The sequence below is a fragment of the Blastococcus sp. OS1-29 genome, assembly GCF_057628075.1.
In genome coordinates, this window is record NZ_JBXXJK010000006.1 from 361,494 (window position 1) to 377,050 (window position 15,557).

Genomic DNA, 15,557 nt, shown 5'->3' on the forward strand with positions numbered 1-15,557 from the left:
CCTCGCCGGAGACGCCCCGGCACCGGGAGACCCGTGAGGAGCGGCTCGCGCGGTTCGACGCCGACGAGACGCGCAGCCTGCGCGAGCGGATCGCCGACACACGCTGGCGCCGGCGGATCGCCGCCCGCCGGTCGGTGAACCATCCCTACCGGATCGCCGTCGGGGTCGTGGGGGGGCTCGTCGTCGCGCTGGGCATCGTGGCCATCCCGCTGCCGGGTCCCGGCTGGCTGATCGTGATCGCCGGGCTGTTCGTCCTGGCGACGGAGTTCCTCTGGGCGGAGCGGCTCCTGGAATTCACCAAGGAGCACGTGAAGCGGTGGACCGACTGGGTGACCGACCAGCCGGTCTGGGTGCGGCTGCTGATCGCCGCGGCCACGGCGGCCTTCGTCTACGGCGTCCTCGTGGTCACGCTGCACCTGACGGGCGTGCCGACATGGGTGCCGGGGTGGGTTCCGCTATGGCGGTGAGGCTCTGGCACAATCACAGCTGCAGCAACGCCGGGCGATTGGCTCAGTGGTAGAGCGCTTCGTTCACACCGAAGAGGTCACTGGTTCGAACCCAGTATCGCCCACCGCGACAGAACCCCAGGTCGGACCTCGTAGGAGGCCCGGCCTGGGGTTCTTCGTCTCGCCGGCAGGGGCTACTGGACGTAGCCGGCCGCGGCGCAGTCGTCGTCGATCTGGGTGCCGTCAGCGGTGAGGGCGGACTCGAGGGACGACGGGTCCTCACCGGCGCTCACGGCGTCGATCGCCTGCTGGAAGTCGTCGGAGAGCGTCTGCACGTGGGCGATGAAGGTGCGGTCGGTCGTCTGACCGGCAGCTGCCTCCATCGTCGTCCGCAGGGTGCCCATGACCTCTGCGTAGTCCTCGGGGGTCTCCACGGTCGCGAGGTCCGACTCGAGGTTCACGACCGCCGGGACGATGACCTCGCAGGCCGCCACGACGCCGGTGGTGTCGTCGGCCGGCGCGGCGACGTCGGCCGACGCCGAGGCGGCGGACTCCGACTGCGCAGCCTTCTCGACCGCCGGTGCCAGGACGGTCACGAAGGCGATGATCGCGATGATGGCGAGCACGATCGAGATGATCGAGATGATCAGGCCGGCCAGCGCCAAACCCCGGCCGCTCTCGCGCCGCTCCTTGATCTGCTTCAGGCCGATGGCGCTGAAGATCACGCCCAGCGGGCTGAAGACGAAAGCGAAGACGAGGCCGAGGATGGCCATCGTGTTCGTCTTCTGCGGCTGGTAGCCGGGCTGTCCGTAGACGGGCTGCTGCTCGGTGGGGTAACCGGGCGGCGGGGCGGACTGGTACTGGGACACGGGTTCTCATTTCATCGCGCCGGCGGTCGGCGTGGGTGACGGTCGCCGGGGACTGTAGGGGACGGCGAGTTCCGGAAACGGTCTTCGCCGCGACGGGTCGATCCCGCCGGAAACACGCGTTCCGCGTGTCGCGCGCGCCCCAGCCGTCCCCGGCCGACGATGGGTGCGATGACCCTCGACCGCGCCGGACGACTGCGGGCCGCCCTCGACCGGGACGGCGCGACCTGCATCTGGTGCGGCCGCGCGTTCACCGGCCAGGTCGCGCCGACGACCGAGCACGTCGTGCCGCGGGTGAAGGGCGGCCCCTCGTGGCCGGAGAACGAGGTGGCGGCCTGCCGGCGCTGCAATTCCGATCGCGGCCACCGCGGCCCGGTCGACTGGCTGGAGGAATGCCTGCGCCGCGGGTGGGAACCGGACGAGCCCCGGCTGGCGCGGAGCCTGGCCCTGCTGGCCGCCGCCATCGGGCGGAGGGGTGGCCAGCGCCGCGCCCGGCCGTACCTGGACGCCCAGCTCCGGCGCCTGCGCCGGCGTGAGCCGGCAACCCCGGTGGCATAGCGTCGGGCCTGTGGCGGAGGACTGCGTGGGCCGGGTGGAGCAGATCTGGGTGTATCCCGTCCGCTCGCTCGCTGGCTGTGACGTGCCGGCGGCGGAGATCACCGCGGACGGCCTGGACGGCGACCGGGCCTGGACGGTCGTCGGCGACGACGGCCGCGTGCTGCGCGCCAAGGACGTGCCCGGGCTGGCCGACGTCCCGGGCACCGGTCGGCCGGACGCCGACGCGCGGGCCGTCGAGGCGCTCCTGGGCCGCGCCGTCCGCGTCGTGCCGGCACCCGACGACGACGGCGGCGTCGCCCCGGTCCACCTCGTCTCGCGCGCCGCGATCGAGCGGGCCGCGGAGGGCGAGGTGCCCGAGGGGTGCTCGGCCGACGACCCCCGCGCCAACCTGGTCCTGACCCTCGACGGCGACGAGCGTGCCTGGGTCGGCCGCGAACTGCGCGTGGGGGAGGCGGTCCTGCGGGTCACCCGGACGCCGAAGCACTGTCTCGGCGTCTACGCCGACGTGCGGGTCCCGGGCCGGATCAGCGTCGGGGACGCCGTCCTGCTCTAGCGTCTGGCTCGTGCTGCGCTGGCGGGCCGGGCTCCTCACGGTGCTCCTGCTCGCCGCCTGCGGGGACACTGCCCCGGCGGCCACCCCTCCTTCGTCGTCGGCGGAGTCGTCCCCGGCGCAGTCGCCGGCAGCCGCAGCGCAGAGCTTCACGCTCCTGGCCACCGGCGACGTGCTGATCCACCAGGACCTGGAGCTCACCGCCGGGGCGCGCACGGCGGACGGCGGCTACGACTTCTCCGCCGTCCTGGCGCCGGTCGCGCCGATGATCCGGGCCGCCGACCTGGCGATCTGCCACCTCGAGACCCCGGTGGCGCCGAAGGGTGGCCCGTATCGCGGCTACCCGAGCTTCGCCGTCCAGCCCGAGATCGTCGATGCCCTCGCGGGCGCAGGGTTCGACGAGTGCTCGACCGCGTCCAACCACTCGCTGGACGACGGCGCTGCCGGTCTGGCCCGCACCCTCGACGCCCTCGACGCGGCCGGGATCGGGCACGCGGGGACCTACCGCAGCGAGTCCGAGAGCCGGACGCCGCGGATCTTCGACGTCCACGGCATCAGGGTGGCCCACGTCGCTGCGACCTACGGCCTCAACGGCGCAGGACCGCCGGCCGACCGGCCATGGGAGGTGAACATCGCACCGGTTCCGGACGTCAGCGCCCTGCTGGCCGCGGCCGCGCGGGCGAAGGCCGCCGGCGCCCAGGTGGTGATCGCGAGCCTGCACTGCTGCGTGGAGTACCAGCACGACCCGACCGAGGCCCAGGTCGCGGCGGTGCACGCCTTGCTGGCGTCGCCGGACATCGACCTCGTCATCGGCCACCACGCCCACGTGGTGCAGCCCTTCGAGGAGATCGGCGGCAAGTGGGTGGCCTACGGGCTCGGGAACTTCGTCGCCGAGATGGCGAAGGAGGGTGATCCGTACGACGAGGTGGCCGCCCGCTTCACCTTCACCGCGGGCGCCGGCGGCAGGTTCACGGTGACGAAGGCCGAGGCGGTCCCGCTGCACCTGGACGTCGGCGCCGGCTCCGTTCGGGTCGACCCGGCCGACGCGGCTGCCTTCGCCCGCATCTCCGAGGTGCTCGGCCGGCGGGGTGCCGTCGCGGCGGGGCTGGCCGTCGTCCCGGGCTGACCGCGGTCGCGCACTAGGCTCGGGAGACCGTTCCACCGACCATCAGGAGTTCTCGTGTCCGCCCCGCCCTCGCCGACCGCCGTCCCCCCGATCCGGGTCGCGGCCGGCACCACGGCGATGCAGGCGCTCAAGGACGCCGGGGTGCCGCTCAAGGGCCCCGACGGCGCCGTGGTCGTCCGCGACGTCACCAGCGGCGACCTGAAGGACCTGAACTGGACCCCCGACGCCGACGCCGAGGTCGAGCCCGTGCCGGCCGCCAGCGCCGACGGCCGCGCCGTCATCCGGCACTCGACGGCGCACGTCCTGGCCCAGGCGGTGCAGGAGCTGTTCCCCGGCACCAAGCTCGGCATCGGGCCGCCGGTCGAGAACGGCTTCTACTACGACTTCGACCCCGAGCGGCCTTTCACGCCCGAGGACCTCACCGCCCTCGAGAAGAAGATGCAGGAGATCGTCCGGGCCGGGCAGAACTTCGCCCGCCGCGAGATCAGCGACGCCGAGGCCGAGAAGGAGCTCGCGCACGAGCCCTACAAGCTCGAGCTGATCGGCCTCAAGGGCGGCGCCGGTGAGGCCGCCGAGGGTGCGGACGTGGAGGTCGGCGGCGCCCAGCTGACCATGTACGACAACCTCGACGCCCGCACCGGCGACCGGGTCTGGACCGACCTGTGCCGCGGACCGCATCTGCCGCGCACGTCGACCATCCCCGCGTTCAGCCTCACCCGCTCGGCGGCCGCCTACTGGCGCGGGAGCGAGAAGAACCCGCAGCTCCAGCGCGTCTACGGCACCGCGTGGGAGAGCAAGGACGCCCACAAGGCCTACCTCGAGCACCTCGCCGAGGCCGAGCGCCGCGACCACCGCCGCCTCGGCGCGGAGCTGGACCTGTTCAGCTTCCCCGACGAGATCGGCTCCGGCCTGGTCGTGTTCCACCCCAAGGGCGGGGTGATCAAGCGGGAGATGGAGGACTACGTCCGGCGGCGCCACATCGAGGAGGGCTTCGACTACGTCGGCACCCCGCACATCACGAAGGAGCACGTCTTCGAGATGTCGGGGCACCTGCCGTACTACGCGGACACCATGTTCCCGCCGATGGAGCTGGACAACTCGCTGTACTACCTCAAGGCCATGAACTGCCCGATGCACAACCTGATCTTCCGGTCGCGCGGGCGGTCCTACCGCGAGCTGCCGCTGCGGTTCTTCGAGTTCGGCACGGTGTACCGCTACGAGAAGTCCGGGGTGATCCACGGGCTCACCCGGGTGCGCGGCCTCACCCAGGACGACTCGCACAGCTACGTCACCCCGGAGCAGGCGCCGGGCGAGATCCGTCACCTGCTCGCCTTCGTGCTCGGACTGCTGCGCGACTTCGGTCTCGACGACTACTACCTGGAGCTGTCGACCCGCGGCGACGACCCCGACAAGCAGGACAAGTTCATCGGGTCCGACGAGCAGTGGGCGGTCGCCACCGCCGTTCTCGAGGACGCCGCGCGCGAGACCGGCCTCGAGCTCGTGCCGGACCCCGGTGGTGCGGCCTTCTACGGCCCGAAGATCTCGGTGCAGACCCGCGACGCCATCGGCCGCACATGGCAGATGTCGACCATCCAGTACGACTTCAACCAGCCGGCCGGGTTCGGCCTCGAGTACACGGCCGCCGACGGGTCGCACCAGCAGCCGGTGATGATCCACTCGGCGAAGTTCGGCTCGATCGAGCGGTTCTTCGGCGTCCTGACCGAGCACTACGCGGGCGCCTTCCCGGCGTGGATCGCGCCGGTCCAGGTCGTGGGCATCCCGATCACCGACGAGCAGGTGCCCTACCTGACCGACGTCGCGCTCCTGCTGAAGGAGAAGGGTGTCCGGGTCGAGGTCGACGACTCCGACGACCGGATGCAGAAGAAGATCCGGACGGCCAGCAAGCAGAAGATCCCGTTCGTCCTGCTCGCCGGCGCCACCGACGCGGAGGCCGGCGCGGTCTCCTTCCGCTACCGCGACGGGTCGCAGCGCAACGGCGTCCCGGTCGCCGAGGCGGTCGAGCTGATCGCCGACTGGATCGCCGCGCGGCACAACGTCGACCCCTCGGCGGAGGGCGAGCAGGCGGCCGCCGGATGACCGACGAGATCCCGGAGGCCTACCGGATCGCCGTGTCGTCGGACGACGGCGGTCCCGCGACGGTCTTCGAGCACCTCTGGACGCCCTACCGGATGGCCTACATCCGCGGCGAGAACAAGCCGACCGGCGACCACGACTGCCCGTTCTGCCTGATCCCGAAGATGAGCGACGAGGACGGGCTGATCGTGGCCCGTGGGACGACGGTCTTCGCCGTCCTGAACCTGTACCCGTACAACGCCGGGCACCTGATGCTGGTCCCGTACCGGCACGTGCCCGACTACACCGACCTCACGGTCGACGAGGTCGCCGAGCTGGGCGCGTTCACCCAGACGGCGATGCGCGTGGTCCGCTCGGTGAGTGGCGCGCACGGGTTCAACATCGGGATGAACCAGGGCGCGGTCGCGGGCGCGGGCATCGCCGACCACCTCCACCAGCACGTCGTCCCCCGGTGGGGCGGTGACACCAACTTCATGCCGGTCGTCGGCCTGACCCGGGTGCTGCCGCAGGTGCTGCGGGAGAGCCGCGACCTGCTGGCCGCCGCCTGGTCCGGCGAGCAGCTGCCGGCCGGGGAGGCCTGAGTGCTCGGCCTCTCCGCCCGACCGGTCGTCGAGAAGGTCGTCGCCCCGCTGATCGCGCGGTTGGCGCGCGCCGGCGTGACACCCGACGGGATCACCGTCGTCGGCACCCTGGGCGCCGTCGGCGGCGCCGTCCTGCTCTTCGGCACCGGGCACCTGTTCTGGGGCACCGTCGTCGTCACGTTCTCCGTCCTGCTCGACCTGCTCGACGGCGCGCTGGCGCGGGCGCGCGGGGGCGGCACCGTCTTCGGGGCGGTCCTCGACTCCGTGGGCGACCGGGCGGCCGACGCGGCCATCTTCGGCGCCCTGATCTGGTGGTTCGCAGGCAGAGGGGACAACCGGCTGCTGGTCCTGCTCGCGCTGCTCTGCCTGGTGCTCGGCGTCCTCACCTCCTACGTCAAGGCGCGGGCCGAGGGAGTCGGGATCGCCTGCAACGTCGGCATCGTGGAGCGGCTCGAGCGCCTGCTGCTGGTCCTGTTCGGCACGGGGCTGACAGGGATCGGCGTGCCGTACGCCCTGCACGTCGGCCTGTGGGTGCTCCTCGCGGGCAGCGCGGTCACGGTCGTCCAGCGGATCGTCGCCGTCCGCCGGGGCGCCGCCGGTGCGTCGCTGCCGGCGCGGCCCGCGGCGCCGTGACCGGCTCGCTGCGCAGCCGGCTCACCGCCGGGGTCACCGACGCCGGCTTCGCGGCGGGGTGGCACGCCGTCCGGCTGCTGCCCGAACCCGCGGCCCGGGGCGCGTTCGACCAGGCCGGCCGCTGGGCGGCCCGCCGGGACGGCAAGGGCACGCGCCAGCTGCGCGCCAACCTGCGGGTGGTCACCGGCGGCGCGCTGACCGAACCCGAGCTGGCCGAGTTGACCACCCGCGGCCTGCGGTCCTATGCCCGGTACTGGCAGGAGGCGTTCCGGCTGCCGACTCTCAGCAGCGAACGAATCGTCGCCGACACCGAGGTCGTCGGCATCGAGCACCTGCAGAAGGCGCGCGACCGGGGCCGCGGGCTGGTCATGGTGCTGCCGCACAGCGGCAACTGGGACGCCGCCGGCGTCTGGTTCGTCGACCACCTCCGGTCGCCGTTCATGACGGTGGCCGAGCGGCTGAAGCCGGAATCGCTGTACGCCCGGTTCCTCGCCTACCGGGAGTCCCTGGGCTTCCGGGTGGTGCCGCTGACCGGCGGCCCGCGCCCGAGCACCGAGGTGCTGCGCGAGTGGCTGGACGACGGCGGCGCGACGTGCCTGCTCGTCGACCGCAACCTCGGCCACGGCGGGGTCCCGGTCGACTTCTTCGGCCGGACGGCGACCATGCCCGGCGGCGGCGCGCTGCTGGCGGCGCAGACCGGCGCGGCACTGGTGCCGACCGTCTGCCAGTTCACCGAGCGCGGCTGGCGGCTGGTGTTCTCCCCGGAGATCCCGGTCGACGGCCCTGGCCGGCTCAAGGACCGGGTCGGCGGGGCGATGCAGTCGGTCGCCGACGCGTTCGCCGAGTCGATCGCCCGGCAGCCGGAGGACTGGCACATGCTCGGCCGCATCTGGGGTGACGTGCCGCCCGATCCCGTGCAGGGTCCGGCCTGATGCGTATCGGACTGGTCTGCCCCTACCAGTGGGACGTTCCCGGTGGGGTCCAGTACCACGTCCGCGACCTGGCTCAGACGCTGCGCGGCATGGGCCACCACGTGGAGGTGCTCACCCCGGCCGAGCGCGAGGACTCCGTCGACGAGGAGTGGATCACCTTCGCCGGGCGCACCGTGCCGATCCCGTACAACGGCTCGATGGCCAGCGTGCAGTTCGGCCCGGTGTCGGCCGCGCGGGTCCGCCGGTGGCTGCGGGAGGGGCGTTTCGACGTCGTCCACGTGCACGAGCCGGCGCCGCCCTCGGTCTCGCTGCTGGTCTGCATGATCGCCAAGGGGCCGATCGTGGCCACCTTCCACGCGGCCACGACCCGATCGAAGTGGCTGGCCGCCTGGGGCCCGGTCGTGCGGCCCTGGCTGGAGCGGATCAGCGGCCGCATCGCGGTGTCGGACTTCGCCCGGCGCGTGCAGGTCGAGCACCTCGGCGGGGACGCCGTGATCATCCCGAACGGGGTGCACGTGTCGGCGTTCGCGTCCGGCCCGTCGCTGCCCGGCGTCACCCGCGGCACGGGTGCGCCGACGATCGGCTTCCTCGGCCGCTTCGACGAGCCGCGCAAGGGTCTGCCGGTGCTGCTCGAGGCCATGCGCACCGTCGTCCGCAGACATCCCGGGACGCGCCTGCTGGTCGCCGGCCGGGGCGACGCGGGGCAGGTGCAGGAGCTCATCGGTGACGACCTGCGGCCCTCGGTGAGCCTGCTCGGCGAGCTCACCGAGGCCGACAAGGCCGCCTTCCTGCGCTCGATCGACATCTACTGCGCGCCGAACCTGCTGGGGGAGTCGTTCGGGGTCGTCCTCATCGAGGCGCTGGCCGCCGGCGCGCCGATCGTCGCCAGCGACCTGGACGCGTTCGCCCGCGTGCTGGAGGACGGCGCGGCCGGTGTGCTGGTGCGCCGCGGTGACCCGGGCGCGCTCGCCGACGCCCTCGACGCGCTGCTGGCCGACCCCGCCCGGCGGGCCGACCTCGCAGCCGGCGGCGAGCGCGTCGCGGCGGGCTACGACTGGGACGTGCTGGCGCGACGGATCCTCGCGGTCTACGAGACCGTCCTGCCGCCGGACGGCGCGAAGGTGACCGCCGGCGAGGACGACGAGACCTTTCCCGCAGTACCCCCGGCCAGAATGCAGGCGCGTTCGCCCCGCCGTGGACGGGTGCAGCACTAGCCTTCCACCCCGTGACGTCCGGGACCTGGTTGCTGCTCGTCGGCGGGCTGGTCCTCCTGCTCCTCGCCTGGACGGGATGGACCCTCGTCCGGCTGAGCCGGCTCGAGGCCCGCGTGGCCCGCGCCTGGACGTCGCTGGAGACCCAGCTGCAGCGCCGGGCGGGCCTCGCCGAGGAGCTGGCCCGCGACTATCCGGCCGCTGTGGGGGAGGAGCGGGCGCGGTACCTGGCTGCGTTCGCCGCTGATGCCCGGGCTCCGGGTGACGGCGACCGGGAGCTGGCCGAGAACGTGCTGGGCCGCGAGCTGCAGGAACTCCTGGGGGAGCTGGACGGCGTGCCGCCGGCGCTGCGCAACGACCTCGAGGGCACCGCCACCCGGGTGGGGCTGGCCCGGCGCTTCTACAACGACGCGGTGCGCGACACCGCGGCGCTGCGACGCCGGCGACTACCCCGGCTGATGCGACTGCACGCCTCGCGGCCGCTGCCGCGCTACTTCGACATCGACGACCGCCTCGACCGCCGCGTCGGGCACCGCACGGCCGGCACCGACCAGGCGGGTCGGACCGGCGGCTGAGCGGCCGTACCATAGGGCCCCGAGGATTTCCCGACGAAGAGGCAGCATTCCGTGGTCACGCCCGACAGCACCCCGTCCACCGGCACCGAGCGCGTCAAGCGCGGCATGGCCGAACAGCTCAAGGGCGGCGTCATCATGGACGTCGTCACCCCCGAGCAGGCCAAGATCGCCGAGGACGCCGGCGCCGTCGCCGTCATGGCGCTCGAGCGCGTGCCCGCCGACATCCGAGCCCAGGGCGGCATCGCGCGGATGAGCGACCCCGACATGATCGAGGGCATCATCGGCGCGGTCTCCATCCCGGTGATGGCGAAGGCCCGCATCGGGCACTTCGTCGAGGCCCAGGTGCTGCAGAGCCTCGGCGTCGACTACATCGACGAGTCCGAGGTGCTCACCCCCGCCGACGAGGCGCACCACATCGCCAAGCACGAGTTCACCGTGCCGTTCGTCTGCGGCGCCACCGACCTCGGCGAGGCGCTGCGCCGCATCTCCGAGGGCGCGGCGATGATCCGCTCCAAGGGCGAGGCCGGCACCGGCAACGTCGTCGAGGCCACCCGGCACATGCGCTCCATCCGCGCCGGCATCAAGGCGCTGGGCACCCTCGACGAGACCGAGCTGTACGTGGCCGCCAAGGAGCTGCGCGCCCCCTACGACCTCGTCGCGGAGGTCGCGCGGCTCGGCAAGCTCCCGGTCGTGCTGTTCACCGCCGGCGGCATCGCGACGCCGGCCGACGCCGCGATGATGATGCAGCTCGGCGCCGAGGGCGTCTTCGTCGGCTCGGGCATCTTCAAGTCCGGTGACCCTGCGCTGCGCGCCGCGGCCATCGTGCAGGCGACGACGTTCCACGACGACCCCGACGTGATCGCCAAGGTCTCCCGCGGCCTGGGTGAGCCGATGGTCGGCATCAACGTCTCCACGCTCCCCGAGAGCGAGCGCTACTCGACGCGGGGCTGGTGACGCCCCCGCGCATCGGCGTGCTCGCCCTCCAGGGCGACGTCCGCGAGCACCTGGCCGCACTGCGCGAGCAGGGCGCCGAGGCGATGCCCGTGCGGCGCCCGGAGGAACTGGATGCCGTCGACGGGCTGGTGATCCCCGGTGGCGAGTCCACCACGATGGTGAAGCTCGCCGTCCGCTTCGGTCTGCTCGAGCCGTTGCGGGCCGCCATCGGCAAGGGGCTGCCTGCCTACGGCTCCTGCGCGGGCATGATCCTGCTCGCCGACCGGATCCTGGACGCCCCGCCGGACCAGGAGACCGTCGGCGGCCTGGACGTCACGGTGCGCCGGAACGCCTTCGGGCGGCAGGTGGACTCCTTCGAGTCCGACATCGCCTTCGAGGGGCTCGCCGGGGGCGACGTGCACGCGGTCTTCATCCGCGCCCCGTGGGTGGAGGAGGCAGGAGAGGGCGTCGACGTCCTCGGCCGGGTCGTCGGGGGAGCGGCCGACGGTAGGATCGTCGCCGTCCGCCAGGGGAATCTGGTGGCGACCAGCTTCCACCCCGAACTGACCGGGGACCGCCGGGTGCACGCGCTGTTCGTCGAGATCGTGCGGGCCCACCTGGCCGAGCAGGCCGGCCCAGCTGCCGGGGACGAGAGGGACGAACGATGAGCGGCCATTCCAAGTGGGCGACGACCAAGCACAAGAAGGCCGGGATCGACGCCAAGCGCGGCAAGCTCTTCGCCAAGCTGATCAAGAACATCGAGGTCGCGGCACGCACCGGGGGCGGTGACCTCTCCGGCAACCCGACGCTGTTCGACGCCGTCCAGAAGGCCAAGAAGTCCTCGGTCCCCAACGACAACATCGACCGCGCGGTCAAGCGCGGTTCCGGCGCCGAGGCCGGTGGCGTCGACTACCAGGGCATCACGTACGAGGGGTACGGCCCGGCCGGCGTCGCCGTCCTCATCGAGTGCCTGACCGACAACAAGAACCGCTCGGCCATGGAGGTCCGCACGGCGATGAGCCGCAACGGCGGCTCGATGGCCGACCCGGGCTCGGTGTCCTACCTGTTCTCCCGCAAGGGCGTCGTCGTCGTGCCGAAGGCCGACGGCGCCGACGAGGACACCGTGCTCATGGCCGTCCTGGACGCGGGCGCCGAGGAGGTCCGCGACCTCGGCGACACGTTCGAGGTGGTCAGCGAGCCCGGCGACCTGGTCGCCGTGCGGACGGCACTGCAGGAGGCCGGCATCGAGTACGACTCGGCCGAGGCCGGCTTCGTCCCCAGCGTGCAGGTGGAGCTCGACGAGGACAGCGCCGGCAAGGTCTTCCGGCTGATCGACGCGCTCGAGGACCTCGACGACGTGCAGAACGTCTACGCGAACTACGACGTGTCCGACGAGGTCATGGAGAAGATCGACGCCTGAGGCGGCCCGCGGGGCGCCTCATTCGTCACGCTGTTCCCTCGCTCACCGAGCGTTCCTGGCGATGGACGGTCGGTGACGATTCGGCGTTAATTTCGTCGGGTGGCCGGGACACGGGGAGCGCGATCCACGCGCACCCTGCGGACGACGGTGCTCCTGGCGGTGACCGCCGCCGCCCTGGGCGTCTGGGCGCCGGCGCCCGCCACCGCGTCGCCGTCCGCGGCGGCAGCCGTGGCCCTGCACGTGAGCGCCCCGCAGCTCGCCCCCTCGGCGGCCCTGGACCTGACGGCGCTCCGGCCGGAGCTCCCGCGCGGGTACGGCACGGTGGAGCAGCGGGCGGCCCAGGCTGCCGCCGAGCAGGCGGCCGCCGATGCGGCACGGGCCGCGGCCGAGGCGGCTGCCCGGGAGGCGGCGAAGACGCGTCCCTCGCGCCCCGCGCCGACGAAGCCGTCCACGCAGGCGGCCCCTTCGGTCCCCGCGCCGCCGCAACTGCCCCTGGGCGTCGATCCCGGCGCCTCGACGCAGGTGGTCACCGTCGTGGCGCCCTCGTCGCGCTCCACCACCGCCACCCTGACCGCGTGGGAGCTGCGGCCGGGCGGCTGGAGCGCCGTCCTCGGGCCGATCCGCGCCCGGGTCGGGGCCGCGGGCGTGGGGCAGGCCAGCGAGAGCACCACCCGCACCCCGGCCGGCACGTTCACGCTGACGGAGGCGTTCGGCCGCGCCGGCGACCCGGGCACCGCGCTGCCCTACCGGCTCGTCGACGGCGACGACTGGTGGGTCTCCGACGTGGTCAGCCCCCTCTACAACCGCCATGCCCAGTGCGCCCCGTCGACCTGTCCCTTCGACGAGGCCGTCAGCGAGAACCTCGCCGCCGCCGGCCGGGTGTACGACCAGGCGGTGGTCATCGACTACAACCGCCGCGGCACACCGGGTGCCGGGTCGGGGTTCTTCCTGCACATCGCCAACGGCGCCCCGACGGCCGGGTGCGTGGCGATCGACGCCGGTAGCCTGGTCACCCTGATGCGCTGGCTGGACCCCGGTGCCCGGCCGCTCATCTCCATCGGCGTCGGCTGAACGGCGTCCGCGTGTTGACGCCCGGTCCCGGGCGCCGAGCGGTTAGCGTGGGTCGAACAGGCGTTCGGTCGGCGGGAGGCTCTTCCATGCGGGTGCTCGGTATCGACCCCGGACTCACCCGGTGCGGGTGGGGTGTGGTCGACGGCCGACCCGGCGCGCGCCCCACGGCGGTGGGGGTCGGCGTGATCCGCACGATGGCCGAGCTCGACCTCGAGCTGCGCCTGCTGGAGCTGCACACCGCGGTCACGGCCCTGGTGCGCGAGCACCGCCCCGATGTCGTCGCCATCGAGCGGGTCTTCACCCAGAACAACAAGGGGACGGCCACGGGCACCGCCCAGGCCGCGGGCGTCGCCGCGCTCGCCGCCGCGCAGGCCGACCGGCCGGTCGCCTGGCACACCCCGAGCGAGGTCAAGGCCGCCATCTCCGGCAACGGCCGCGCGGACAAGGAGCAGGTCACCCTGATGGTCACCCGCGTACTCGGCCTCGCCGCGGCGCCCAAGCCGGCCGACGCCGCCGACGCGCTCGCCCTCGCCGTCTGCCACGCCTGGCGCGGCCCGGCGCAGCAGCGGTTGCGCGCCGCCGCCCTCAGCGGAGGCATCGGCGCACCGGTCGTGCAACGCACGCTGCCCCGCTGGACCGGGGTGGCGGCCCGATGATCGCCAGCGTGAACGGCCGGGTCGCCGCGGTGTCCCCGGACGGCGCCGTCGTCGAGGTCGGGGGCATCGGCCTCGCCGTCCAGTGCACTCCGGGCACGATCGCGCGGCTGCAGGTGGGGGAGAACGCCCGCCTGTCCACGAGCCTCATCGTCCGCGAGGACTCCCTCACCCTGTACGGCTTCGCCGACGACGACGAGCGCAGCCTGTTCGAGCTGCTGCAGACCGCCAACGGTGTCGGGCCCCGGCTCGCGCAGGCAGTGCTGGCCATCCACCCCCCGCGCGAGGTGCGCCGGGCGGTGTCCATGGCCGACGTCAAGGCGCTCATGCAGGTGCCCGGCATCGGGAAGAAGGGTGCCGAGCGGCTGATCCTGGAACTGCGCGACCGGCTGGGCGTGACCACGTCGGACACGACCTTCGACGGCCCGGCACCCGCCGGTCTGCCGTCGGTGACGCCGGTCGCGCCGTGGAAGGACCAGCTCACGTCCGCCCTCGTCGGGTTCGGGTGGAGCGTCAAGGAGGCCGACGGCGCCATTGCCCAGCTGGTGCCGGTGGCTGACGAGCAGATCGCCCAGAACGGCGCGGTCGAGATCGCCATCCTCCTGCGCCAGGCACTTCAGCTGCTGGGTCGCGCATGAGCTCCTTCGACCGGCCGCTGACGGGGGAGGTGCCGGCCGCCCTCGGGCAGGACGCCGCGGTCTCGCCGCTGGCCGGGGACGAGGAGCGCGTCGTCGAGTCGGCGCTGCGCCCGCACTCGCTCCACGACTTCATCGGCCAGCCGAAGGTCGCCCGCCAGCTCGCCCTCGTGCTGGAGGGCGCCAAGCGGCGCGGGCGCCCGCCGGACCACGTGCTGCTGTCCGGGCCGCCCGGCCTGGGCAAGACCAGCCTCGCGCTGATCATCGGCTCGGAGCTCGGCACGTCCGTGAAGATCACCAGCGGCCCGGCCATCGAGCGATCGGGCGACCTCGCCGCGATGCTCTCCAACCTGGCCCCCGGCGACGTGCTGTTCATCGACGAGATCCACCGCATCGCCCGGCCCGCCGAGGAACTGCTCTACATGGCGATGGAGGACTTCCGGGTCGACGTCGTCGTCGGCAAGGGACCGGGTGCAACGGCGATCCCCCTGGAGATCAGCCCGTTCACGCTCGTCGGGGCGACCACCCGGGCGGGCCTCCTGACCGGGCCGCTGCGCGACCGGTTCGGCTTCGTCGGCCAGATGGAGTTCTACGAGCCGGCCGAGCTGCAACTGGTGCTGGCCCGCAGCGCCGCGCTGCTCGGCGTCGAGCTCACCGACGACGGCTCCGCGGAGATCGCCGGCCGCTCCCGCGGCACGCCGCGCATCGCCAACCGCCTGCTGCGCCGGGTCCGTGACTTCGCCGAGGTCGAGGCCGACGGCCGGGTGACCCGCCAGGTGGCCCGGGCCGCCCTCGCGCTCTACGACGTCGACGACCTCGGCCTCGACCGCCTCGACCGCGCCGTCCTCGAGGCGCTGGTGGTGCGCTTCGGCGGCGGCCCGGTCGGCGTGTCGACGCTGGCCGTGGCCGTGGGGGAGGAGTCGAACACCGTCGAGGAGGTCTGCGAGCCGTTCCTGGTGCGCGCCGGGCTGTTGGCCCGCACCCCGCGAGGGCGAGTCGCCACGGAGGCCGCGTGGCGGCATCTGGGACATCCGATACCGCGTGGTGGTGCCCTGCTCGGTGGGGCCGGTGGGGCGGTCAGTGGCCTGACCGGTGCACCCGCCACCCCGGGGGCGTCGTCAGAGCCCCTCTTCGGCGCATAGACTGCCAACCGCTGGCGCGCAACCCGTCCGGCCGAGGCCGTGCGCGTCCCGTCCGGTCGACCGTGCGCCGTGCACCAGACCGACGCATTCGACGTACCCGAGCGGGTCCGATTCCCGGGCCCGCACCCCAC

At 73.3% G+C, this 15,557-nt stretch carries 18 protein-coding genes and 1 tRNA gene; 18 read left to right on the forward strand and 1 reads right to left on the reverse strand.

What is annotated here, in order from left to right; translation table 11 throughout:
- The first annotated feature begins 134 nt into the window (after positions 1–134).
- Positions 135–467, forward strand: coding sequence for a TIGR02611 family protein (locus AC2H4J_RS17580; RefSeq protein ID WP_487466176.1), 333 nt, complete (start codon positions 135–137; stop codon positions 465–467).
- Positions 468–499: 32 nt separating this feature from the next.
- A tRNA-Val gene (locus AC2H4J_RS17585) sits at positions 500–571 on the forward strand.
- Positions 572–640: 69 nt separating this feature from the next.
- On the opposite strand, the gene AC2H4J_RS17590 is transcribed toward AC2H4J_RS17585, so the two are convergent.
- Complete coding sequence (locus AC2H4J_RS17590; protein ID WP_487466177.1) at positions 641–1,315, reverse strand: DUF4190 domain-containing protein; 675 nt, start codon at positions 1,313–1,315, stop codon at positions 641–643.
- Between the two features lie 168 nt (positions 1,316–1,483).
- Here AC2H4J_RS17590 and AC2H4J_RS17595 point away from each other — a divergent pair, with 168 nt between their 5' ends.
- From AC2H4J_RS17595 to ruvB, 16 genes are all read left to right on the forward strand, one after another.
- Positions 1,484–1,870 carry an HNH endonuclease gene (locus tag AC2H4J_RS17595; protein WP_487466178.1) on the forward strand — a complete coding sequence of 129 codons (387 nt, stop codon included), beginning with the start codon at positions 1,484–1,486 and terminating at the stop codon, positions 1,868–1,870.
- 10 nt (positions 1,871–1,880) lie between these two features.
- Positions 1,881–2,423 (forward strand): MOSC N-terminal beta barrel domain-containing protein, encoded by a 543-nt coding sequence (locus tag AC2H4J_RS17600; RefSeq protein WP_487466179.1) that lies wholly within the window; start codon positions 1,881–1,883, stop codon positions 2,421–2,423.
- A 10-nt stretch (positions 2,424–2,433) separates the two neighbouring features.
- Positions 2,434–3,546 carry a CapA family protein gene (locus tag AC2H4J_RS17605; protein WP_487466180.1) on the forward strand — a complete coding sequence of 371 codons (1,113 nt, stop codon included), beginning with the start codon at positions 2,434–2,436 and terminating at the stop codon, positions 3,544–3,546.
- 54 nt (positions 3,547–3,600) lie between these two features.
- Positions 3,601–5,643, forward strand: coding sequence for a threonine--tRNA ligase (gene thrS, locus AC2H4J_RS17610; protein ID WP_487466181.1), 2,043 nt, complete (start codon positions 3,601–3,603; stop codon positions 5,641–5,643).
- Complete coding sequence (locus AC2H4J_RS17615) at positions 5,640–6,221, forward strand: HIT family protein (RefSeq protein ID WP_487466182.1); 582 nt, start codon at positions 5,640–5,642, stop codon at positions 6,219–6,221. Before thrS ends, AC2H4J_RS17615 begins: the two co-directional genes overlap by 4 nt.
- Positions 6,222–6,854 carry a phosphatidylinositol phosphate synthase gene (pgsA, locus tag AC2H4J_RS17620; protein ID WP_487466183.1) on the forward strand — a complete coding sequence of 211 codons (633 nt, stop codon included), beginning with the start codon at positions 6,222–6,224 and terminating at the stop codon, positions 6,852–6,854.
- Entirely contained in the window at positions 6,851–7,786 is a 936-nt protein-coding gene (locus tag AC2H4J_RS17625) for a phosphatidylinositol mannoside acyltransferase (protein ID WP_487466184.1), read from the forward strand. The genes pgsA and AC2H4J_RS17625 overlap by 4 nt, the downstream gene beginning before the upstream one ends.
- The gene (locus AC2H4J_RS17630) at positions 7,786–9,000 is read left to right on the forward strand and encodes a glycosyltransferase family 4 protein (RefSeq protein ID WP_487466185.1); all 1,215 of its coding nucleotides are present in this window, start codon (positions 7,786–7,788) and stop codon (positions 8,998–9,000) included. Before AC2H4J_RS17625 ends, AC2H4J_RS17630 begins: the two co-directional genes overlap by 1 nt.
- A gap of 11 nt (positions 9,001–9,011) precedes the next feature.
- The gene (locus AC2H4J_RS17635) at positions 9,012–9,572 is read left to right on the forward strand and encodes a LemA family protein (protein ID WP_487466186.1); all 561 of its coding nucleotides are present in this window, start codon (positions 9,012–9,014) and stop codon (positions 9,570–9,572) included.
- Between the two features lie 51 nt (positions 9,573–9,623).
- On the forward strand, positions 9,624–10,526 hold the full coding sequence (gene pdxS, locus AC2H4J_RS17640; protein WP_487466187.1) for a pyridoxal 5'-phosphate synthase lyase subunit PdxS: 903 nt from the start codon (positions 9,624–9,626) through the stop codon (positions 10,524–10,526).
- Positions 10,523–11,173 carry a pyridoxal 5'-phosphate synthase glutaminase subunit PdxT gene (gene pdxT / locus AC2H4J_RS17645; RefSeq protein ID WP_487466188.1) on the forward strand — a complete coding sequence of 217 codons (651 nt, stop codon included), beginning with the start codon at positions 10,523–10,525 and terminating at the stop codon, positions 11,171–11,173. The genes pdxS and pdxT overlap by 4 nt, the downstream gene beginning before the upstream one ends.
- Positions 11,170–11,925, forward strand: coding sequence for a YebC/PmpR family DNA-binding transcriptional regulator (locus tag AC2H4J_RS17650; RefSeq protein WP_487466189.1), 756 nt, complete (start codon positions 11,170–11,172; stop codon positions 11,923–11,925). The genes pdxT and AC2H4J_RS17650 overlap by 4 nt, the downstream gene beginning before the upstream one ends.
- A gap of 99 nt (positions 11,926–12,024) precedes the next feature.
- A complete protein-coding gene (locus tag AC2H4J_RS17655; protein ID WP_487466190.1) occupies positions 12,025–12,996 on the forward strand; it encodes a L,D-transpeptidase family protein in 972 nt (323 codons plus the stop codon).
- An 86-nt stretch (positions 12,997–13,082) separates the two neighbouring features.
- Positions 13,083–13,652, forward strand: a complete 570-nt coding sequence (gene ruvC, locus AC2H4J_RS17660; RefSeq protein WP_487466191.1) for a crossover junction endodeoxyribonuclease RuvC — start codon at positions 13,083–13,085, stop codon at positions 13,650–13,652.
- Positions 13,649–14,287 carry a Holliday junction branch migration protein RuvA gene (gene ruvA, locus AC2H4J_RS17665; RefSeq protein WP_487466192.1) on the forward strand — a complete coding sequence of 213 codons (639 nt, stop codon included), beginning with the start codon at positions 13,649–13,651 and terminating at the stop codon, positions 14,285–14,287. The genes ruvC and ruvA overlap by 4 nt, the downstream gene beginning before the upstream one ends.
- The gene (gene ruvB, locus AC2H4J_RS17670) at positions 14,284–15,426 is read left to right on the forward strand and encodes a Holliday junction branch migration DNA helicase RuvB (RefSeq protein ID WP_487466193.1); all 1,143 of its coding nucleotides are present in this window, start codon (positions 14,284–14,286) and stop codon (positions 15,424–15,426) included. The genes ruvA and ruvB overlap by 4 nt, the downstream gene beginning before the upstream one ends.
- Positions 15,427–15,557 lie beyond the last annotated feature (131 nt).